Source organism: Luminiphilus sp. nBUS_16, from assembly GCF_051201645.1.
Classification (GTDB): Bacteria; Pseudomonadota; Gammaproteobacteria; order Pseudomonadales; family Halieaceae; genus Luminiphilus.
The window spans coordinates 3217919-3239409 of the sequence record NZ_CP179205.1 but is presented as its reverse complement, the minus strand read 5'-3'; the positions used below and the strand labels follow the sequence as shown (position 1 = coordinate 3239409).

The 21491-nt window shown below is 54.1% G+C and carries 16 protein-coding genes; 10 read left to right on the top strand and 6 right to left on the bottom strand.

Annotation, left to right across the window (positions count from 1 at the left end):
- The first annotated feature begins 37 nt into the window (after nucleotides 1-37).
- The 5 genes from ACMAY6_RS14340 to ACMAY6_RS14320 all read left to right on the top strand — a co-directional run bounded on the left by ACMAY6_RS14340 (nucleotide 38) and on the right by ACMAY6_RS14320 (nucleotide 4857).
- Nucleotides 38-1015, top strand: a complete 978-nt coding sequence (locus ACMAY6_RS14340) for a TRAP transporter substrate-binding protein (RefSeq protein WP_435216051.1) — start codon at nucleotides 38-40, stop codon at nucleotides 1013-1015.
- The gene (locus ACMAY6_RS14335) at nucleotides 1008-1490 is read left to right on the top strand and encodes a TRAP transporter small permease (RefSeq protein ID WP_435212926.1); all 483 of its coding nucleotides are present in this window, start codon (nucleotides 1008-1010) and stop codon (nucleotides 1488-1490) included. Before ACMAY6_RS14340 ends, ACMAY6_RS14335 begins: the two co-directional genes overlap by 8 nt.
- On the top strand, nucleotides 1483-2775 hold the full coding sequence (locus ACMAY6_RS14330; protein WP_435212924.1) for a TRAP transporter large permease: 1293 nt from the start codon (nucleotides 1483-1485) through the stop codon (nucleotides 2773-2775). Before ACMAY6_RS14335 ends, ACMAY6_RS14330 begins: the two co-directional genes overlap by 8 nt.
- Nucleotides 2776-2883: 108 nt before the next feature.
- Nucleotides 2884-3813, top strand: a complete 930-nt coding sequence (locus tag ACMAY6_RS14325) for a sugar kinase (protein ID WP_435212922.1) — start codon at nucleotides 2884-2886, stop codon at nucleotides 3811-3813.
- 99 nt (nucleotides 3814-3912) lie between these two features.
- Nucleotides 3913-4857, top strand: coding sequence for a cation diffusion facilitator family transporter (locus ACMAY6_RS14320; RefSeq protein ID WP_435212920.1), 945 nt, complete (start codon nucleotides 3913-3915; stop codon nucleotides 4855-4857).
- Nucleotides 4858-4991: 134 nt separating this feature from the next.
- On the opposite strand, the gene ACMAY6_RS14315 is transcribed toward ACMAY6_RS14320, so the two are convergent.
- The 3 genes from ACMAY6_RS14315 to ACMAY6_RS14305 all read right to left on the bottom strand — a co-directional run bounded on the left by ACMAY6_RS14315 (nucleotide 4992) and on the right by ACMAY6_RS14305 (nucleotide 8512).
- A complete protein-coding gene (locus ACMAY6_RS14315) occupies nucleotides 4992-6884 on the bottom strand; it encodes an NAD(P)-binding protein (protein ID WP_435212919.1) in 1893 nt (630 codons plus the stop codon).
- 78 nt (nucleotides 6885-6962) lie between these two features.
- Nucleotides 6963-7415: a hypothetical protein gene (locus tag ACMAY6_RS14310; RefSeq protein ID WP_435212917.1), complete on the bottom strand. Its 453-nt coding sequence runs from the start codon at nucleotides 7413-7415 to the stop codon at nucleotides 6963-6965.
- A 125-nt stretch (nucleotides 7416-7540) separates the two neighbouring features.
- Complete coding sequence (locus ACMAY6_RS14305) at nucleotides 7541-8512, bottom strand: NAD(P)-dependent oxidoreductase (protein ID WP_435212915.1); 972 nt, start codon at nucleotides 8510-8512, stop codon at nucleotides 7541-7543.
- A 94-nt stretch (nucleotides 8513-8606) separates the two neighbouring features.
- Here ACMAY6_RS14305 and ACMAY6_RS14300 point away from each other — a divergent pair, with 94 nt between their 5' ends.
- The 3 genes from ACMAY6_RS14300 to speB all read left to right on the top strand — a co-directional run bounded on the left by ACMAY6_RS14300 (nucleotide 8607) and on the right by speB (nucleotide 12158).
- A complete protein-coding gene (locus ACMAY6_RS14300) occupies nucleotides 8607-9686 on the top strand; it encodes a Zn-dependent alcohol dehydrogenase (RefSeq protein ID WP_435212913.1) in 1080 nt (359 codons plus the stop codon).
- A complete protein-coding gene (locus ACMAY6_RS14295; RefSeq protein WP_435212912.1) occupies nucleotides 9686-10894 on the top strand; it encodes a mandelate racemase/muconate lactonizing enzyme family protein in 1209 nt (402 codons plus the stop codon). The genes ACMAY6_RS14300 and ACMAY6_RS14295 overlap by 1 nt, the downstream gene beginning before the upstream one ends.
- Before the next feature lie 319 nt (nucleotides 10895-11213).
- A complete protein-coding gene (gene speB, locus ACMAY6_RS14290; RefSeq protein WP_435212910.1) occupies nucleotides 11214-12158 on the top strand; it encodes an agmatinase in 945 nt (314 codons plus the stop codon).
- 176 nt (nucleotides 12159-12334) lie between these two features.
- Here the strand turns inward: speB and ACMAY6_RS14285 are convergent, their stop codons facing one another.
- Both ACMAY6_RS14285 and ACMAY6_RS14280 read right to left on the bottom strand, forming a co-directional pair.
- Nucleotides 12335-13099, bottom strand: a complete 765-nt coding sequence (locus ACMAY6_RS14285; protein WP_435212908.1) for a hypothetical protein — start codon at nucleotides 13097-13099, stop codon at nucleotides 12335-12337.
- Between the two features lie 253 nt (nucleotides 13100-13352).
- Complete coding sequence (locus ACMAY6_RS14280) at nucleotides 13353-15149, bottom strand: redoxin domain-containing protein (protein WP_435212906.1); 1797 nt, start codon at nucleotides 15147-15149, stop codon at nucleotides 13353-13355.
- Between the two features lie 129 nt (nucleotides 15150-15278).
- Between ACMAY6_RS14280 and ACMAY6_RS14275 the strand changes: the two genes are divergently transcribed.
- Nucleotides 15279-17576: an efflux RND transporter permease subunit gene (locus ACMAY6_RS14275; RefSeq protein ID WP_435212904.1), complete on the top strand. Its 2298-nt coding sequence runs from the start codon at nucleotides 15279-15281 to the stop codon at nucleotides 17574-17576.
- Between the two features lie 154 nt (nucleotides 17577-17730).
- Nucleotides 17731-18765, top strand: a complete 1035-nt coding sequence (locus ACMAY6_RS14270; protein WP_435212902.1) for a glutathione S-transferase family protein — start codon at nucleotides 17731-17733, stop codon at nucleotides 18763-18765.
- 3 nt (nucleotides 18766-18768) lie between these two features.
- On the opposite strand, the gene ACMAY6_RS14265 is transcribed toward ACMAY6_RS14270, so the two are convergent.
- A complete protein-coding gene (locus tag ACMAY6_RS14265) occupies nucleotides 18769-21384 on the bottom strand; it encodes a M14 family zinc carboxypeptidase (RefSeq protein ID WP_435212901.1) in 2616 nt (871 codons plus the stop codon).
- Nucleotides 21385-21491: the final 107 nt, after the last annotated feature.

The window sequence follows — 21491 nt, the reverse complement described above, 5'->3', positions numbered from 1 at the left end:
CCTCGGTACGGTGCGTGCATCAGCCGCCGCTTTTGCTATGAGGCAGTTGCTGCGTTTTTTACCGCTGCTGGCCCTATTGGGCTGTGGCCCTGAGAACCCACTAGAAACGCTGCACATTGGTCATGCCCTCGATACCGAGCATCCTGTTCACACGGCGATGTTGCATATTGACGAGCGCCTGCGGCACTACAGCAATAACACCATGGCGGTCGAAGTTTTCCCCAATGGCCAATTGGGTCACGAGCGTGAATTGATTGAGTTGCTGCAACTGGGTGCTTTGGCGATGACCAAGGTATCAGCGAGTCCCCTCGAGGGGTTTGTGCCCACCATGAAAATCTTCAATATTCCCTACCTATTCAGAGACGCTGCGCATTACCAGGCCGTGCTCGATGGGCCGGTTGGTCAGGAGCTGCTTGCCGCACCACAGTCGGTACGGTTACGCGGGCTGGGTTACTACGATGCCGGCAGCCGCAGTTTTTATTCTACCGAGCGCCCTGTTTACACGCCTGACGATCTCACAGGGTTGAAGATACGGGTTCAGGAAAGCCAGACGGCACTCAATATGGTGCGTCAGTTGGGCGGTTCACCCACGCCGATTGCCTGGGGCGAGTTGTACACCGCCTTGCAGCAAGGGGTCGTCGACGGCGCAGAGAACAACCCCCCCAGCTTTTACTTATCTAAACATTATGAAATTGCGCGCTATTTCACCCTCGATGAACACACCGCGGTGCCCGACCTATTACTGATTAGCGAGTCCGTTTGGTCTCGGCTGACTGCCACCCAGAAGCAATGGTTGCAGCGCGCAGTAGACGATTCGGTTGCGCTTCAACGGGTACTTTGGAAAGACATGACCGAGGCCGCTTTGGCCAATGTTGCCGCCGCTGGCGTTACCATTATTCGCCCTGAAAAAGTGCTATTTCGCACGCGTGTCGCCGCCATGAAAAAAACCTATGAGGGCACTGATATTGGTCAGCTGATTGCACGTATTGATGCCGTGGAGCCCGATCGTGATTAGGGGTATTCACAGGTTGTTAGAGTACAGCTTGGTCGCACTTATGCTGACATTGGTGGGATCCGTCCTATGGCAGGTGTTATCGCGTTACCTATTAGGCACGCCGGCTTTCTGGACTGAAGAGCTAGCGCGCTTTGCTTTGGTTTGGGTGGGGTTATTAGGGGCGGCTTATGCCGCGGCTCACGGCCAGCATTTGGCACTCGATATTGTGCCGGCGCGCGCTGGGCCAAAAATGCAGGCCTTTTACCGACAGGGCAGCCGCATCGCGGTGGCAACGTTTGCTACGGCAGTCATGATTATAGGTGGTGGTCGCCTCGTTGCGATTACCTGGCAGCTAGACCAAGTGTCGGCGGCGCTGGGTCTTCCAATGGCCTTGGTGTATGCCGTTGTCCCACTCAGTGGCTGCCTCATTGTTTTATTCGCCTTTCAGGACCCACCTGCTGACAATGTGCCGGCTTCAGAGGTGAATCATGGTTGAGCTGATTCTGATAGCCGTCTTCTTTGTTTTGCTGTTTATGGGCGTGCCCGTTGCCTTCGCGATTGGCTTGGCAACGATTGCGGCCCTCTGCCTGTCAATTAATGAGATCGCAGCGCTCACGACGGTAGCCCAACGCATGGCGGGAGGGATCAACAGTTTCGCGCTTTTGGCGATACCGCTCTTTATTCTGTCGGGGCAACTGATGAGTAGCGGTGGCATTGCCCAGAGGCTGGTGCACTTTGCCCGCTGTCTTATTGGCATGCTCCCCGGGGGCCTCGCCTTTGTGAACGTGGTGTCCTGCACGCTGTTTGGTTCAATCTCAGGGTCGGCCGTGGCGGCAACGTCTTCTGTCGGTGGTGTGATGGTGCCCGCCATGGAAGAGGAACATTACCCGCGGGAGTTCAGTGCCGCGCTTACGGCTACCGCTGCCACCACCGGGCTGCTTATTCCGCCCAGTAACATTCTCATTGTATATGCGGTCGCCAGTGGAGGTGTTTCAGTCGCAGCTCTGTTCGTCGCAGGTTATTTGCCAGGGCTGCTTGTGGCTCTGGCACTTATGGTGGTTTGTGCGGGGTACGCGCGCCGCCGCGGTCTGACGGGCACGGCTTTTGTTGGGTTCGCCGAGCTCTTTCGCAGCTTTATAGCAGCGGCTCCTAGCTTGCTGCTCTTGGTCATTATTATTGGTGGCATTCTGGCGGGGGTGTTTACCGCGACCGAGGCCGGGGCCATCGCCGTGTTGTACGCTTTGGCGCTCTCACTGTTTTATGGTGAGACCACGCTCACCGACCTGCCCCCGATTTTTCTAAAAGCCACATCAACCACAGCTATTGTGATGTTGCTGGTAGGCACGTCTATGGCTATGTCCTGGCTATTTGCCTTTGAGGGAATTCCCGGGCAAGTGGCCGATGCACTGCTGAATTTGAGTGATAACCCCCTCGTAATTTTGCTCCTGATCAACCTCATTTTATTGTTGGTGGGTGCCTTCATGGATATGACTCCCGCAGTGCTAATTTTTACCCCCATATTTCTACCGGTTGCTGTGCAGTTAGACATGTCGCCTTTGCACTTCGGCATTATGATGGTGCTCAATCTGAGTATCGGTTTATGCACCCCCCCGGTGGGAAGCGTTTTGTTCGTGAGCTGTGCTGTCGCCAAGACTAAAATTGAAGCCATGATCCGCCCGCTGCTGCCCATGTACCTGGCCATGATGGCGGCCTTACTGCTGGTGACCTACGTACCAGCAATGTCTGAGGCGCTGCCGGTGGCGTTGGGGCTTTATGAATAACAGCATGGTTATGAAACCCAAGGCAGCCAGTGGCTGGGGTGGGGCTGTGCCTTGGGCCGTTGGTCCCGCATTAAACCGTCCCCGCAACATGGAATGGCTGCAGATCGCATGTCGGATCTGAGAGGAGTATTTGCCCTGGGTGAGTGCATGCTGGAATTAAGCGGTGCGCCCGGTTCATCAGTAAACACCGCTTATGGGGGGGACACCCTCAATACGGCGGTCTATCTTTCGCGGCTGGGCATTGGCACGACATTTTTGTCGGCACTGGGTGATGATGCAAGCAGTGATTGGCTGCTGCAACAGTGGCGAGAGGAGGGTATCGATACCCGTTGGGTGCGTCGAATTCCCGGAGCAAAGCCCGGCCTTTACTGGATCCACCTTGATGCCTCAGGGGAGCGAACTTTCACCTATTGGCGGGGGGATTCAGCAGCGCGCCAAGTGCTTGATGATTCAGAGTACGCCACCAACTTGGCCAATCTTATTCCTACAGACAGCTTTTTTTATTTGTCGGGCATCACACTGTCCATACTGTCTGACCCGGCGCGGGAAACCCTCTGGTCTCTCTTGCAGGGGCTTCGTAAGAAGGGTGTGCGCATTTGCTTCGACGGTAATTTTCGCCCAGCCGGATGGGGGAGCCTGCACTCAGCACAAGAGGCGTTCAACAACACCCTGGAACATATCGATATTGCATTACCCACGTTCAATGATGAAGCTATGGTCTTTGGTGATAAGACACCGGAAGAAACGGCGCTAAGGCTTCAGCAGATGGGGGTTGGGGAGGTCGTTGTGAAGCTGGGTGCTGAAGGTTGTTTGGTCGTACGGGATGATGTTTCCTCATTGGTCCCTACCCAGACCCAGCCAGCTGTTGTCGATACCACTGCCGCGGGTGACGCCTTCAACGCGGCGTACCTTGCAGCACGAATTCGAGGGTTGAATCCCATTGAGGCAGCACATCAAGGCCATACGCTGGCGGGTAAGGTTATCGAGCACCGGGGAGCAATAATGCCCGTTCAGCATATGCCATTGACTGAGAATTGACTGGCTAACGTGCCAGTCACCCTCCCCGTGAAGTGTTTTTCTGTGCAAAGTTTTTGAGGGGCTGGCAACCGCCATTTAATTTTGTGCCATCATGACCCAATGGATGACCGACGCCCAACTGCCAACACACACGACAGCGCGAAACTGCTTAAGCTCGCAACTTATGCGTCGGTTACCACGGCGGCGGTGCTCATTGTGGTTAAGCTCGCCGCTTACATCACCACCAATTCTGTCAGTGTTCTGGCCTCATTAATCGATTCGCTGCTTGATGCCGGGGCCTCTGTCATCAACTTGTTTGCCGTGCGCTACGCGTTGGCGCCCCCTGACAGTGAGCACCGCTTTGGCCATGGCAAGGCTGAGTCGATCGCAGGCCTCGCCCAGGCAATGTTTATTGCCGGCTCGGGTGTGTTTCTTATTATTGAATCTATCGAACGTTGGGTGCAGCCAAGGCCGATTAACGAGCTGGGCGTTGGGTTGGCCGTGATGGTGTTTGCGATTGTGGCCACGCTGATTTTGCTGGTTATTCAGGCTTACGTTATTCGCCGAACGAACTCGGTGGCCATTAAGGCCGATTCGCTGCACTACAAAACTGACTTGCTCACCAATGCCGCCATCATTGTGGCGCTGTTGTTATCCCAGCAAGGTTGGTACGCCATGGACCCATTGTTCGCCTTTGGCGTCGCCATTTACATATTGTATAGCGCCGGACAGGTCGCGAAAGAGGCATTTAACGACCTCTTGGATCGTGAGCTGCCCGATGACCAGCGCGACGACATTTTACGCATTGCGACAGACCATCCTCAGGTGTTGGGGGCCCATGATTTACGGACACGGGTGTCGGGGCGTACGGTATATATTCAGCTGCATCTTGAGCTCGATGATGACATGCACTTGTCGGAGTCGCACAAGATTGCTGATAACCGCGAGGCGGCATTGCGCCAAGCCATACCCGGTGCCGATATTGTGATTCACCAAGATCCAGCGAGTATTGTTGAGCGTCGTATCGACGATGTTATTGGAACTGGTGAAAACAGCCCGTCATAAGGTCAAACCTTAACGACTCAAGCCCTTGTTTTCGTTCGCCGACCACGGCCGTAACGCGGTGACCTGGCGGTATGGACCATTCCATAACAGCGTCACAACTGAAGGTTGCCCAAAACAGGTTAGGCCGTGGCGGGCTAGGTGGTCTCGCTGTTATGGGGCAGTTCACCAATAGCCCGGTAGGCCTCATCAATGGCGACATGGGTATAAGCCGAAGCTCCCGCGTCAGAGTTGGCGATGGCAATGGCCCCAAAGGTCTGGCGGGCGATTTCGTGGGGGGCTTCGCCTTCAGCCCAGTCGGGGTCCCACAAATCCATATATTCATAGGAGTAGCCGTGGGGCCAGCGATTTACGGTAATAGCCAGCAGGTCTTCATTAACATCGAAGCCTGCGGGTCCTAGCAGGTCATCAAGAACCGTGCGCACTTCCCGTTCAAAATCTTCAAAGGACATCGCTAAGAGTTTTTTACGTGAGGCGCGTAGCTGACTTTTAAGATCAACAGCGTCTTCAGGAGGAGAAATGGCCCCCCAAAACACCAATGACACGGGACCAGAGTCCTCCATTGGATGTTCATAGCCGCCGTTGTTAATGCCTTTAAATAAGAACAGGCGCGCATGAAGCCGGCCGGGACAGCTGATGCCATCAACGCCCAGCTTGTCGAGGGCATCGGTATTACGAATCAGTACATTGGTGAGTATTAGGGGTATTTTGACTTGGTATTTTAGTGCGTCTTTTTGCGGTTCAGGTAGCGAGGAGCACAGATGGGGAATGACGCTGTGATAACAGGCGAGGACCGCATGTTTAGCGTTAATTTCTTTGAGCTTGCCATTTTCGACGTAGGTTATGCGTGCGCCGGTCTCAGTATTGACCGTGTTGACGACGGTGGCGTTGAGACGCACTCGCACGGCGCGTTCGGGTTCATCAAGGGCGGCGTAGTTAAAGGCGGCAAGTGCCACGTTGTCGGGGGTTACGTTCGGTGCCACGTGGGGTAGCAAGCGCGCCACCATGAGGCGCACCAAACTGGCATTGCCATCGGGCCACAGCGCTGCGGGGTAATCACGGCCGTCGTAAGACCAGTCTTCCCCCATTAAGTGCAGGCCTGGGTTGTCATCCCAAAGTGCGTCATTGGCAGAGAGTGCTCGCATTTCAATGCCCCAGGCACCATGTTCCTTTTTGTCAAAGAGTTGCAGGGCGTCCTCGGTGAGGCCGCCGTATTGGCGCAAAAAATCGGGGTAGCTAATGCTAGACAGTAGCTCGTCGGTTTCATCGTCGCTGAGGTCAGCGAAGACGTTATCCCGTCGTCCATAAAATGACTTGAGCGATTGCCGACCGGCTTCAGAGATGGGGAACTGATCGATAATTTCTGGGGAGAGCTGTTGATTGAAATCTACGTTGGCTACTAGGCGATTCACACCATAGGTACTTTCGTCGAACCACATGGCGGGGCTGTTGGGTGCATCCTGTCCGTAGGAAAAATCCATGTTGTTACGCATGGCCTCTACGTCGACACCGAAGGTTTTCATGAACGCCTTTACATCGTCACTGAATTGCCACCACTCGAGATTGTGGGTGCCCCCCAAGGACAAAACCATGCCGCCACCTTGGTGGAATTCATTGCGCTTGGCATGACCGCCAAAATCGTCGTGGTTGTCCAATAACAAAATGCGCGTATCGTCACCAAACCGCTCACGGTAGTAGTGGGCGGCTGCGAGGCCGGAAATACCGGCACCTACCACTACAAGATCATATTCCTCTCCTGTCGCCTCGGGATTATCAAAACTAGCGCCCTGTCTTGCTAGGGCATGGGCTACCTCATAAGCGCCATTGTGCGAGCCGCGCATCCCGGTTTTTGTCGGGGGGTAATAGCTACCGGCTGTGAGTGCTGAGGCCGCTTCGGCTGTCGCCGTTGCGGTGACGCTTGCAGCGCCCGAGGTGACGGCGCCTAGCACGGCCAGACTGCTGCCTTGAACGAAATCCCTGCGGGTAATAGATCGATGCATACCCAACTGTTTATCGGTCTTGCGTGTCACGGGTCGATCCTCGTCTTAATCATGTTTAACAAGCACTCACTTTGATCGTAAAGATCTCGGGGTCTTTTTGGAATTGGATTAGGAGCAGGGGGTGTCGGCGTAGTGGGTGATCTTCCATTCACCGTTAATGGCATCTACCAAATACCAGCCGCAGCTTGTTTCGGTAACGTCCCCTGCGTAGTAGTCGGTCCAAACGGTCATCACGCCAGCGGTTGCAGCGTTGATAGTGGTGGCCGTCATGTCGGTTAATTCGGCACGAATCCAGCCCTCTTCTCGCCAGCTGTCCATGGGGGCCGTAAGCCATTCCCGGCTGGGCGTGGTGCTAAGCGAGCCGTCGGCGGCATGGGTCACGATCTCGCTGTGGTAATGCGTCAAAATCGCTTCAACATCTTGGTAGGGAGTTTTTGCCCACAGGGGGCCGTAGGACGTTTCAAACCAGGTTTCCGCGGTTTGATCTGCGTCTGCGCCCAGTGTCAGAGGTGCAGCGATCAAGGCAGTGATAAACAGCAAACAGTAAGCAATAGTTTTCATGCGGTAGGTTTCCTGAGCGTGATGGGCTGTTATTGGAATGCACACCATATCAAAACCTGTGGTTGGCGTGTCCACACGTATAGGTCAGGAGTGGCACCGTGGTGATGCCACTCTCCGCCATCAGATCAATGGCCTTTATTTTGCTGACCTGGAGGCACGACTTCGTAACCGCGTTCCTCGGGTTCGTCATCAGTCATTTCCGGGGGAAAGCCCTCTGCAAGCACTTGTGTCTCGCAGGCCTCCTCTAAACGTCGAATAATATTGGGCGACCACTCTCGCTCACCAAAACGCGCTTGACCGTCTTCGAAGATCTTGATCAGCTGTGGAGAAATCTCGAGGGGCACCCCGGCTTGATCGGCCATGTTTTGAAACAAGCCGATATCTTTGAGCACCAGGTCCATAGTGAAGTTAATGTCACGACTGCCATTTAAAATGACCTGGCTTTCGGTTTCATGGACAAAGGAATTGCCCGACGAGATACGAATGGCTTCGTAAACGGTGGCCAAATCTAGATCCGACTGTTGGGCCGTCACCAGCGCCTCACAGAGGGTTACCAAGTTGGCAGTTGCTAGGTAGTTGGTCATCACCTTGATTTTCGATGCGCTGCCAAGGGGCCCGCTGTGTAAAACTCGTCGCCCCAGAACGGTTAATAGCGGCAAGACTTTTTCGAACACCGGCCGTTCACAGCCCGCTAAAATGGCGATGTTGCCGGTTGCGGCGCGATGACAGCCACCAGAAACCGGGCAGTCAGCGGGGTCTGCGCCAGTTTGCGCAACCTTGTGCCCTAAGCGCTGTACCTCTTGGAAGTCGGTGGTGCTCATTTCTATCCAGATCTTGCCCGGCCCTAGACCTGCGATGACGCCGTTTTCGGCCTCCATCACCTCCGCGCAGGCCTTTGGACTCGGCAAGCACGTAATGATCACGTCAGCGGCTTCTGCCATTTCAGCAGGGGAGTCGGCCCATTGCGCGCCGCCGTCCAAAAACGGTTGTGCCAAGGTGTGATCGAGATCGCGAACGATTAAGGGAATCTCATTGCGGAGCAGACTGCCCGCCAGCTTGGATCCCACATTACCCAATCCAATAAATCCTACTCGCATGGCGATGTTATCCTTCTAGCCAATAAAAAAATTGATAACGACAGTACGTCAAAGTGCGTAAATTACTGGATTCAACGCCTAAGGAAAACGAAAAATGAAAGCGGCAGTCTGTCGGGCTTTTGGGCGCCCTTTAACCATCGAAGATGTAGACATTGCAGAGCCCCGCGTGGGTGAGGTCAAGGTTCGATTAACCGCTTGCGCCATTTGTCACAGCGATGTCATTTTGGTGGATGGCGGTTGGGGTGGTGATTTACCCGCAGTGTATGGTCATGAGGCCTCAGGTATCGTGGAATCAATCGGGCCAGGTGTCGCAGGTTTGAAGCCGGGTGATCCTGTGGTGGTGACACTTATTCGCTCTTGCGGCAGTTGTCACTATTGTAATCAGTCGATAGAAACCCAGTGCGACGGTGTTTTTCCTTTGGACCAGCAAAGCCCATTATCTGATAGCAGTGGCCAAGTCGTGTCCCAGGGGCTCAACAGCGGTGCTTTTGCTGAGCAGGTGGTTGTAGAGCAAAGTCAGGTTTGTGTGATTCCTGAGGATATTCCACTGGACGTTGCGTCAATTTTAGCCTGCGGTGTGCTGACGGGTTTTGGTGCGGTGGTTAATACGGCGCAGGTCAAGGCGGGTAGTACGGTAGCTGTCATAGGCTGCGGCGGTGTGGGGATTAACAGCATTCAGGGAGCGGTTCATGCCGGTGCGTCACAGGTTATTGCGCTTGATTTGCTCAATGATAAGTTAGAGCTGGCTCAGCAGTTCGGAGCGACACACGGTGTTAATAGCGCTGACAAAGACTGCGTCGAGCAGGTTGTGGCGCTGACAGGTGGTCGCGGCGTTGACTATGTGTTTGTCACTGTTGGTGCGAAGGCTGCCATTGAGCAGTCAGTCAATTTGCTGGCGAAGTCTGGCACCGCTGTTATTGTTGGAATGCCGGCATCGGGTGTCATGGCACAGTATGATCCGGGCGAGTTAGCGGCTCGAGGCCAGTCTGTACTGGGATCAAAGATGGGGTCCGGATCGGTGAAGCGTGACATTCCCAAGTTGGCGGCTTTGTATCAGAGCGGTGAGCTCAAGCTCGATCAGATGATCAGTGGGCGGTACGCGTTAGAGGATATCAACGAGGCCATTGCTTCGGTCAAACGGGGTGAGGCATTACGTAACGTGGTCATTTTTTAATGGTGATTAAAGAGTTCGAAACTTTCGTCGTTGCCAATCCACCACCGCGCTTTGGCGGGCGTTATTTTATTTTTGTGAAGCTAGTCACTGATACGGGCATTGTCGGTTACGGCGAAGTGTACTGCGCCACCTTTAGTGCTGAAACCGTGGAAGTCATGCTCCGAGATACCGCGGAACGATTTGTCGTTGGCCATGATCCTTTTCATATTGAAAAGCTGTGGCGTCGAATCTATGGCGCCGGCTACAACCTGCGTCCTGACGTCTCATTGGTCAGCGTTCTGTCTGCCTTAGAAATGGCCTGTTGGGATATTATCGGTAAGGCCTGTCACAAACCGGTGTATGAGCTGCTGGGCGGAAAAGTTCACGATCGCCTGCGTAGCTACACCTATATTTATCCTGCGGCAGGTGACGTCTATCCCGATCCGGAGGATACGGACCACGTTTATGTTAACCCTGACAGGGCCGCAGAACGTGCATTGGATTACGTCAAACAGGGTTTTACGGCGGTTAAATTTGACCCCGCGGGTCCCTACACCGTGTTTGACGGAGGCATGCCCACGGGGCAGGAACTAGACCGCTCTGAAAAGTTCACTCGCCGTATTCGGGAGGCTGTTGGTCCCGAAGTGGATCTGCTTTTTGGAACTCACGGACAATTCTCTCCGGCTGGTGCTATTCGTCTCGCTAAGCGACTTGAGCCCTACGACCCCCTTTGGTTCGAGGAGCCCACGCCTCCTGAAAATACCGCAGCCATGGCTCGTGTTGCTCAAGCCACCTCTATTCCCGTGGCTACGGGGGAGCGACTTTGCACTAAGTACGAATTTGCCAGAGTCTTGGCAGACGGCGCCGCTTCTATTTTGCAGCTTAATCTCGGACGCGTTGGTGGCCTTTTGGAGGCCAAAAAAATAGCGGCATTAGCCGAGGTGCACTACGCACAACTTGCACCCCATATGTACTGTGGCCCCATCGTGGGGGCGGCCAATATTCAACTGGCTACCTGTTCGCCGAACTTCCTAATACTCGAAGGTATTGAAACCTGGGGAGGCTTTCAGGCCGAGTTACTCGATGCGCCGGTACAGTGGCAGGGGGGATACGTCATCCCGTCTACCGAACCCGGATTGGGTGTTTCACTCAATGAAGCGGTTGCCAGGGCGAACCCGTGGCAAGGTGGGTCGCTACATTTGGAGATGGGATCTGAGCCGGTTCGGTAGGCCGCCGCGCTTCACGCTTGCGTCGTTGGCGAGTGTCCCCATGCTGAATTATTGCAGAGCTCTTATTAATCCCGCTGCACCTTCAAAGATAGTACTAAAAGTTACCTCCAAGACTCGCGATCGTTTTTCACGTTGAGTAACTCGTAGCCGATATCGTATGGCACCCGGTTTTCTGGGTTGGCCCGAATGTTACGGCTAAATGCCGGCCCAGAGTAAGTTGGGCGTGACAGCGAGGGAGAGAAGCGCGATATTACCGGCAGTTGGCGTCGCGCCTAACACTACGTGTTGAACTTAGAAGTCCTTGTGGGGGCTAAACCTTATGTCGTTAGAAACAGATTACGCAATGACTCGTGAGAGCCTTAAAGGGATTCAGGACGAGTCGACCTACGGTGGTATTACCAGCTTTATGCGCCGCCGCTATTCCCGAGATTTGTCTGGGGTTGATGTTGCGGTACTGGGTGTGCCCTTTGATCTGGCCACCACTAACCGATCGGGCACGCGGCTTGGCCCGCGAGGTATTCGCACTGCCTCGGCGAGTTTGGCCTGGGAAAATCAGGTTCAGGGTTGGGATTTTTCACCACTGGAAGAGCTGGCGATTGTTGATTACGGCGATTGCCCGTTCGATGCAGGCACTCCCGAAAAAGTCCCCGAGCAAATTTATCAACAAGCCCGAGACATTTTGGCGACTGACACCGCACTGTTGTCTATGGGTGGCGATCACTTTGTCTCATATCCGTTGTTGCGAGCTCACGCTGAAAAGTACGGACCTTTAGCGTTGATTCACTTCGATGCGCACTCTGACACCTGGGAAGATGATGGTGAACGCATCGATCATGGCACGATGTTTTATCACGCCACAAAACAAGGATTAGTGGTGCCTGAACATTCGGCCCAAATAGGTCTGCGCACCTACAACGAATCGACCATGGGCTTTAATATTTTTGATGGCCCTACGGTGCATGAACAAGGTGCGGCTGCTATTGCCCAACAGGTAAAAAGCATTGTGGGTGACAGGCCCTGTTACCTCACCTTCGATATCGATTGTCTCGACCCGAGTTTTGCTCCGGGCACGGGCACACCGGTTGTGGGTGGGCTCTCTACACATCAAGCCCTACAGTTATTGCAAAACTTGCGGGGAGTAAATTTGGTGGGCATGGATGTGGTCGAGGTGGCGCCCCCTTACGATGTCAGTGAGATTACAGCATTGGCGGGGGCGACAGTGGCATTGCAGCAGCTGTGTTTGTGGGCCTATTGCCGGCGATAAAGCCGCCGATCGAATGGGGCTGTAGCGCGGCGCGGGTCTGAAGATCTGGGCGACTAAAAAGCAATGCAGTGGCTCATATTGCAGTCACTGATTATGGCGCTGACTCATGAAACCCATGGCCCCTTAAACTGCCGTTGGGGAACACCACTGCCTCACAGCGCCTCAAAAATTAAGCTTCAAAAATCGAATCTAACCCCAACGGCTGGGCCATATTGTTTCATATTGAATTTGAAACGGTCGGCACCTTCGCCGTCTTCGTAGTCAAAATCGAGGTAGCGATAGCCCAGCGTAAGGCTTGACCAGTGATTAAATCGGTAGGCGAAGCTGCCACTGAGCACCACGACACTTTCGGAGCCTACGCCAAAACCGCCGACCAAGGCAGAGCCAGAGAAATCCCATTGCGCACCTAGCGGCGTTTCATAAGCGACGCCAACGATAGGGTCTACCCAGTCGTCTCCCGCGCTCTGTTGGCGTGTGGCAGACGGTCCGGTTAGAGAAATACCAGTGGACAAGTCATTAAAGAGTGCGCCTCCTAGGAGTCGAAATTCTTTATTAAGGCGCCAAGATGCCGTTGTAATGACCGTTGTTTGCTCGACCTTTACTTCGCCTGCCAGAGCTCCACGGTCACCCTCACCATCCATTTTCAGATCCATGCTGACGATATCGAGCTGTATGCCAAAACGCTCGCCCTCACCTCGATACACACCTAAGAAAGCGCCATCGAGTGCGTCGAATACATCTGCCGCGTCCATATCCACTTCGGTATCGAAGGGGCCAATTCCACTCGTGCCGTCGAGGGTAGGCGCTAAAATGTAGATTAAAGCCTGATTGGACCAGCCGTTTTTGTCGCTTGCCACAACGCTCGTTGTGCCACCGAGAAGCGCTAAAGCTGCGAAAAGCGCAGTGATCTTGGTGATGGGTAGCAGCTTGTATGGCTTCATGACGGGTCTCCCAGATAGTAAAAGTTGAATCGGTTGTGGTGTGACTAACTTGGCGAACATGCATGCTTCGCAGCGATTCTCAGCGGGCTCCCGCTCGCTGAAATCTTGGCAGGCTCGGGCGTCACTACAGCCTTCTGCGCTCCTGCTGTTGTCCAGTGTTTCCAGCGGAATGATACGCGCCCGTGGCGGCTGATTTTTCAACAGGGCTTATCAAATGATGTCAGTGACAGAGGCCCCTACTCAGTGATGGGCGTTAACGCCCGCCCTGCCCACTAACGATGGGTGTCTTACGGGGTGCCATTAGGCTCTCGGGGGTGTCACCCACATAGCGGTAGGTGGTAAACCCAAAAAACATTTCGTGCATGGTTTGTAAGCCAAACCGCACTGGCATGTTGGGGTTGGGGTTATAGGGATTGCGGTCCGAGTTATCCATAGCACCCCGGGCGATAAGGCGTGTTCCTGCGGGGAGCAGCACAGGCTCTTCCAGCTGATAATTAAACTGCCAGTTGAAGTCGTACTTGGGCACAGATAACAGCACCTCCGAGGTGCCGTCGGGGTACTCGGCAATGTACTTCATGTGCTTGCCACGGTAGTGCATGTGTGGCATCAAGCTGTAAAGCAGGGCATCGCGTTCGATTTCCTGTACGCCCTCAAGGGGGTGCTCTTTGGCGTTGGGTGGAATCAGGAATCGACGTTGGCCTGCAGAGCCTCCAGACATCACGTACTTCGGCGGCTTGTCGTGCAAATAAATGCCGATTTGAGTTTCGTCGACGGTGGCCTTACCGGTAGTGGTGTAGTGCATTTGTAACAACAGACTGGAGCCAGCACGAATCAGCGCGCCAGAATCATCCCGCCAAATATCGGGTTGGCGCCCCGGCGCAAAGCCGCCGATCGAATCGCCTAGTGCGCCATCGTCGCTACCCGCACCAGCTGTGCGATCAGCGGGGCTGGAAAGATAGGTGATGACGTGGTGCAGCACTTTACGGTCCCCGGGCACGTACTCAACGGCGCGCAGCCAAATGTCCTCGTCAAGGTTTAGAGGGACCGGTACGTAGCGGTAATCAATAACCCCGGTCGCCGGAATTTCTTGCGCAGGTACCGTCAGAACAATATCGGGCTCACCCATTGAAAATGTCGCGTCGCTAAATGCCAGTGCCTTCAAGGGATCAGGCTGATCATCACCGGGTGCCCCAGCATCAATCCAGTGCACCAGAGTTTGTAGTTGCTCGGCTGATAACCCGGCAGCCTCCTGCACCGGGCGTCCCACATGGGGGTCGAGCTGGCCGGGGGGCATACGGCGGGTCAGCAGTACTTCTTTCATCATGCGCGACCAACCCCGCACCATCGCGTGCTCGGTCATGGCCCAGGGACCAATGCCGCCAACATGGTGACACTTCACGCAGTGTTGTTCGAGGATGGGCGCGATATCCGCCGAGTAAGTGGGCGGTGTTTTTTCGTGGGCTTCTTTTGCCGCAAAAGTAATCAGGCAGCCCGGTGCCTCGGGAACGTTCGCGGGCATGGGCGTTCCTGCAAGATGTGCGTCAAGGGCATCGCGCAGGTAGTGATTGTCAGCTTCGGCTTTTTGTGTCTCGTAGTGCAGCCGATCATCGATGGGACCGCGATAAACAATTTCTTGGGTCTGGGGGTTCAGTATAAAAACTTCAGAGGTCCGATCTACACCCAGTGACTCGGCGATCAGCTGGGTTTCGTCGATCAGTATGGGGAAGTCAAAACTAAAATCATTGGCTTCAGCGACAATACTGGCGCGGTTATCTTGGGGTTGGGGGTTGAGCATGAAGAATTGGACCCCTTGATCGGCATATTGATCACGAATCCTGCGCAGCTGGGGAACGCTGTTGCGAACGATAGGGCAGCCGTTGCCCTGCACGAAAATGACAATAGCCTTCTGGTCACCATACCAACTCAGCTTGTGATGCTTGCCCGTTTGGTCCAGCAACGCGAAGTCACCAATTCGCTGAGATTCGGCTGCCTGAGCGAGCTGTCCCATTAACACGGCCATTGCCAATGCAATAACTGCAAAACCTTTCATGCCTGCCTCCTGCAGATGTCCCTGCACTTCGATACCAGCGCAGCACTGCATATTTTACCGACATCAGGCGCAGTTTCCATGTGCTTTATGCTATAAAACCGCCGTCATCAACGGAGTAGTACGTTAGGTATGGATTTAGCACGCACGCTAGTGGAGCGGAGAACGCTGCTGGCGGTTCTAACAATCGTCGTCAGCGTTATCGTTGGCTGGGGCGTGACGAAAACCAGTATCGATCCTCGTTCGGACGCCATTTTACCCGAGGATGACCCCTACGCAGCTCAAGTTGAAGCGGTTGAGGCTGATTTCCCAAGAAGCCGATCGGCTTTGTTTACCTTTATTGCTCCCGACGGAGACATATTCAACCGCGAGGCTCTGACCGCCATGGAAGCCTTGCATGACCGCTTTGGCGAGGTGCAGTCGGCCGTCGCGGTGGGTTCGTTGGTGAACTACCGACTCAATGCGGTCGATGAGACCCTTTATGGTCGTCAGTACTTACTGCCGCCGCTAGACAGTTTGAGCGATGCCGACTTGGCACAGGTGCGAGACATTGCCCTTGCGGACGAGGACTTGGTTAAGACCCAACTCGCTAAGGATGGCGACATGGCACTGGCCATTTTTAAGTACCGTCCCAGTGGTGAAGGCCTAACCGAGCGTCTTGAAATTGCGCGCTCAGTAGTGGCGCTTCGGGATCGGCTGCGTGGGGATTATCCCAACGTTGAGATCTATGTCTTGGGCAATGACCTATTTGAGCTCGACAGTTACAACGCCCAAATCAAAGACAGAAACAATTTGGCACCCTTGGTGGCTTTAGCAACGACCTTATTGCTGTGGCTTTGCCTTAACTCCCTCGTTTATGCCCTGTGTACCTTGGTGGTTTCCTTTCTGGGTATTTTTCTGACCATCGGTACGGTGGGTTGGTCGGGCTTTGCGTTTAACCAAATTTCCAATATGGGGCCCCTAGTTGTTCTGACAATTGCCATGGCCCATGGCATTCATATTATTTCAATCTACTTACAGGGGTTGCATGAGGGGCTGACCAAGCTCGAGGCTCTCGAGCAGAGTCTGCGGCTCAACTTACAGCCGGTTACCCTGGCAACCGTGACAACGGCCATGGGCTTTCTCAGTCTCAATTATTGTTCCTCGGCGGGAATTTATGGTTTCGGCAACGCCGTTGCCATGGGGGTTTTGTGGGCCTATTTGGTCACCCTGACCTTATTGCCTGCGCTGATCATGTGGGTACCCACCCGTCGAATTCCTCGCCCGCTGGGTGTGCGCGGTATGATCCGTCGGGTGTCAGACCTCGTCACACAAAGAGGTAACGCACTGTTTTGGGGGCTGTCGGTCATTATTGTCGTCTGCCTTGCAATGCTGCCTCTTAATAAAATCGATTTTGATCGCTTTGAATTTATCGATAAGGACTCAGATTTTCATCGGGTGATCACCGCATTGGCCGAGAAAATCGGCAATGATCAGTCGCTGGTTTATGCGATCGATAGCGGCCAGTACTATGGCATTGCCGACCCTGCATTTATGTTGGAGGTCGAGCGCTTTGCAGATTGGCTAGAAGTGCAGCCCGATGTCAGTGTGGTGAACAGCTATGTGGGAATGCTGAAGACCCTCAACGAGGCTGAGAACGACAACGATGAGGCTTGGCACATATTGCCCGACGATAACCTGCAGGTGATCGACTACCTAGTGGGTTATCAGTTGGTGCAGGAGATAGAGCCACACTTAGAGCCTATATTCGATCCTGAGTACACCACGGTGCGCGTGGTGGTAGGTACGTCTAACTTATCCAATGTCCAGCTGCTAAAGCTCAATAAACGGATCGAAGCCTGGCATGCCGCCAATATAAATCCAGACTATCGGGTCTTGCATGGCAGCAATACCATTTTGTACGCGCGGCTCAACGACACTATTTCAAGGCAGCTGCTTGAAGGGTTCACGGTCAGCTTTTTGTTGATTACGTTAACCATGCTGGTGGGGTTGCGCAGCGTTCGCTACGGGCTCATCAGTATCGCGCCTAACCTGCTGCCACCCGCTGTTGTCTTTGGAGTTTGGGGCCTTTTTGTGGGTCAGTTGAGCCCATACATTTTAATGTTATTTTCGATCAGCATTGGTTTGGTGGTCGATGATTCGGTGCACGTACTCAGCAAGTACATGGCGGCCCGTAAAGCCGGTGAAGACCCTGACGAGGCGGTACGTTATTCCCTCGACAAAGCCGGCTCCGCGATTACCATCACCACTGCAGCGTTAGCCATGGGTACCTTTATTCTGGTGTTCTCCAACACCTATTACTATCAAAACGTTGCCCTGATGCTAACGCCAATTATTGTCGTGGCATTGCTTTTAGACCTGCTGTTTCTGCCGCCTCTGCTGGTCAAGCTCGATAAATTCTTAGATCGTCACAGGAAGGTATCGGCCTAGGGATCATTTCGGTCTCGCCTGAAGAGAGGTCTTTTCGGGTCCTTTCGAGGCGCGGCAATGGGTGTATGCTGCGGTTGTTAGATATCGTACTGTGGTAATTGAGGCCTGAAGCGCCCTTGATTTGATGGGCGCCCCGGACACAGGGAGAGCCACCATGAGTGAAACATACCCCGCACCGGACCAGTACAATCTCGTGGGCCGTCCTGAATCGGGGTACACCATGAAGGTTCTATCGGCGCTACGATACAAGCAGGTGCCCTATCAATGGCTGGACCGCTTCACCCACAATAAACTGTTTAAACAACATGCCAGAGTGCCGCTAATACCGCTGTTATTTTTGCCCGACGGCACAGCGATGCAAGACTCGACCCCTATCTTAGAACTTCTTGAAGAACGTCATCTGGAACCCGAAATTCATCCTAGCGATCCGGCGCTACACTTTTTGTCCGATCTCTTAGAGGAGTACGGTGACGAATGGGGCAATAAGCTCATGTTCCACTATCGCTGGAGTTATCCTGAGGATCAGAAGCGGCGGTCGCGCACCTTAGCCGAAGGCAGCCTTGGCGGGCTCACAGTGCCCTGGTTCGGTAAACTCATGAAGCCCTTGGTAGCGCCCTTATTGGTGAGGCGCATGGTGCCTCGCATGGCCTTCGCCGGGTCTACTGACAACAATCGTCCTATTTTGGTGTCCTCATTTGATCGGCTCGTTGAGCTGCTTGAACGTCACTTACAGGGACGCTCCTATGTATTTGGTGAACGGCCCGCGCTGGCAGACTTCGGTCTTTGGGGGCAGCTGCATCAGGCGTACACCGATCCAAGTTGTCACAAAATATTAGAAGACAAAGGACCCTCGATCGTGGCCTGGATCAAGCGCATGGAGTCGCCGGAGCTTCTGGGTGATTTTGAAACGCTGGATAATCTGATGCCAACGCTGCGCCCCATTTTTTCTGAGGAAGTGGGACCGCGCTTCTTGGCTTGGGCGGCGGCCAACGCCCGTGCCTGGGGGATGGGGGAAAAACAAACGGGACTCACCATGGCCGGTCAGCGCTATTATCAGAAAACCTTTAAATACCCGGCTCAGGGCTACGCAGAACTGCGCAGTCGGTTTGCTGCGCTGAGCGAGCATACTGTGTTGACAGAATTCCTACGCGATACTGGCTGCCTGACATTTTTAGCACCTAGCACCTAGCACCTAACGCGGTTCCTCCAATAAATCGCCAAAGAACAACGCGTTGAGCAACAGCTTCTGCGTGCCCCACCAAAAAGCCCTGAAGGTCACGGCGTCGAGAGCCAACACCACAGCGCCTTTGCCCTGAGCATCTACAATTAGGCTTGCTGAGCTCGCAGCAAGGGTTTGGTTTTCGTCAGACATATAGCCCGAAAGCAAGGGGGCTTCGCTGTATAAAATGGGCGTTGAGTAGGGGTTGTCGGAGCGCGCCATAAAGCTTGCACTGCGGCGAAACATTGGCAACATCTCGTCGGTATAGCCATAGCCCAGCGGGTGTGTGATATCGATTTTTCCCTCAAGAATGACGCCTCTAACGAGCTTAAACGCGGCCTCGTCTCGGGCTTCGATGTAGGGTAGGCGCTGTGGTAGTAGCGCTTCAAAGGCTTCAGTATCCCTCTGTGCAATGGCCGCATTAGCTTCCTTGCTAGCGCTCGAAGCCTTTGTGGCGCGCCAGTTAACAGCTGTCAGATCTTTGTCGTTTAGCCAGTCAATGGTGGCGGCACCCTGTGCCCACAGCACGCCACCATCGTCGACGAAACGTTTTAGGTTATCGACGAGTTGGTCGGGTGACTGCCTCAGCGGATTAGTCAAAATGACGTGGGTATAAGCAGCGAGATCAACGCGCGGCAATTGATGCGTGTCGACCATTGTCAGGGGCATTTTCACGCGACGGTCAAGAAGGTGCCAGATTTCCCCGACGTCGTAAGCACTCGTCCCCGCGCCGCTTGCGATAAGTACTTTAGGCAGTTTTAGGACACGAAAATCTCGGCTGCCCAAGTCGATGCCTTTACTGGTGTGGCTGCTGGCTACCGGAAAAACTGGTAAGCCGTTCGCTGCAGCATTCTGCAACAGGGCCTTTGCCTGAGTGGGAATCGCCTCGTTGAGCTGGGGAGTCACCAGCAGCGAACCATAGCCGAAATCAATAAGTCCCTGCTCGATAACCGCAGCAGTGAATGGTCGTTGCGCCACTCGAACAGTGGCGCCTGCTTTCAGCAGTCCGTAAAGCAACGAAGGCGAAGCACTGTCCCGCCAGTCTATGAGGTAGCCAATATTGGAAGCTGCCAGGACCGCACTTTGGCTTAAAAATTCTGGGGAGATCGCTTTTGTGTTGACTCGACGCACGGGCTCACGGGTGTGCTGCAAATTAAAAGCCCAAGGCAGCGTCCAAGTGGAGACGTCGTAGAAAACGTTCTCCTCGAACTCTAGCTGTCGATTCCAAAGTGTCTGCAAGTAGGTCGATTGGGGCTGATCGAGGGGAATGGCAATCGCCGAGCCGGCTTGATAGGTCTGGCCCTCGACCTCAGTATCTTGGCTCAGGACTTCAGTCACAATGCCGTGGCCTTCAAGAATGCGCACAAACTCCCGCAGCCGCGTCGGATCTCCCGTGGCGGCGGCCAGGTAGTAGCCCGAATCACCCCGGCTGGCGTTGTCCTGATAAAACGTTTGCTGATACCCCAGTAATTCATCTTTGAGTTCAGCGGTAGCTTCAAGGGACGAAAGCGATGCCCTAAATTGATTGGTAATGGTGTCTGGAAAGGTTAGCCGGCCACTAGTGACATCTTGCCGACTTCCTCTTGAGGACGGCTGCTCAAATAAAATACCGACGCAGCCAAATAAGTCTGGGTAGGTCGAGCCCTTGCCCATAAAAAAATCGTCATAACCCTCTTCGCTAAAATAAAGAACACCTTCTTGATCAAACGCTCGGGCATGGTACTCACCGATTTTAGCGGTTAACGTTTGGTTGATGGCCGGGGTGAGAGGGTTGGTGCGTTCAGGCTTTCCCGGCATGAAAAAGAAATTGCTGTTGCTGCCCTGCTCATGAAAGTCGAGTTGCACGTTGGGCTTCCAGGTGTGAAAAAGTGCAAGCCTGCCACGACTTTCCGGGTGCTGATGAGGCAGCCAGTCGCGATTGAGGTCAAACCAGTAGTAGTTGGTTCGCCCATTGGGAACAGTCTCTCGGTGTTCACGATCATTGGCGTCTGGGCTGGGAACTTGCCCCCGGTGGCTGTTGGTCCAATGAGCAAAGCGATCGAGACCATCGGGATTGAGCATGGGGTTAAAAATAATGACGACGTTTTCAAGCTGAGTAGCAATAGCAGGGTCAAGGGAGGCATTGAGGTAGTAGGCGACGAGGGGAGCCGCGTTGCTTCCGCTGGGTTCATTACCGTGAATGCTGTACATCATATGCATCACAGCAGGCTGCTCTGTGGCGTCGATACCACTAGTAGGATCAATGATGTTGGCACGGGCAGCTTTGATAGCCTCTAGCTTGGCAATATTAGATTCAGAAGATATGGCGTAGCTCACTAAGGAGCGGCCGCCATAGCTGTTGGCATGAGGTCCAAGTGCCACCATGCGAGGGGACGCTGCCGCAAGGGCATCGAGGTAGCCCACAATTTCATGGTGATACCAGTGGCGTTCTCCTACCGCGACGCCGGTCGCTGTCGCGGGCGAGGGCAGGTCACTCCTGAGCTCGGGTGTGGTTGCGAAGATGTCTTCCAAGGACAACGCGCTAGACCAGCTCACTGATGCGGTGCCGGTGAGGACTAGAAGGCTGATGAGTTTAAGGATCTGTTTCATGAGCGGATCTCGGGCTGTTAAGCCTGCATCATAGCGACAAGTCATAATGTTTTGGCGAGTAATTTCTGAGGTCAATTTGGAACGAAAATAGCGCGGCGGACGACCAC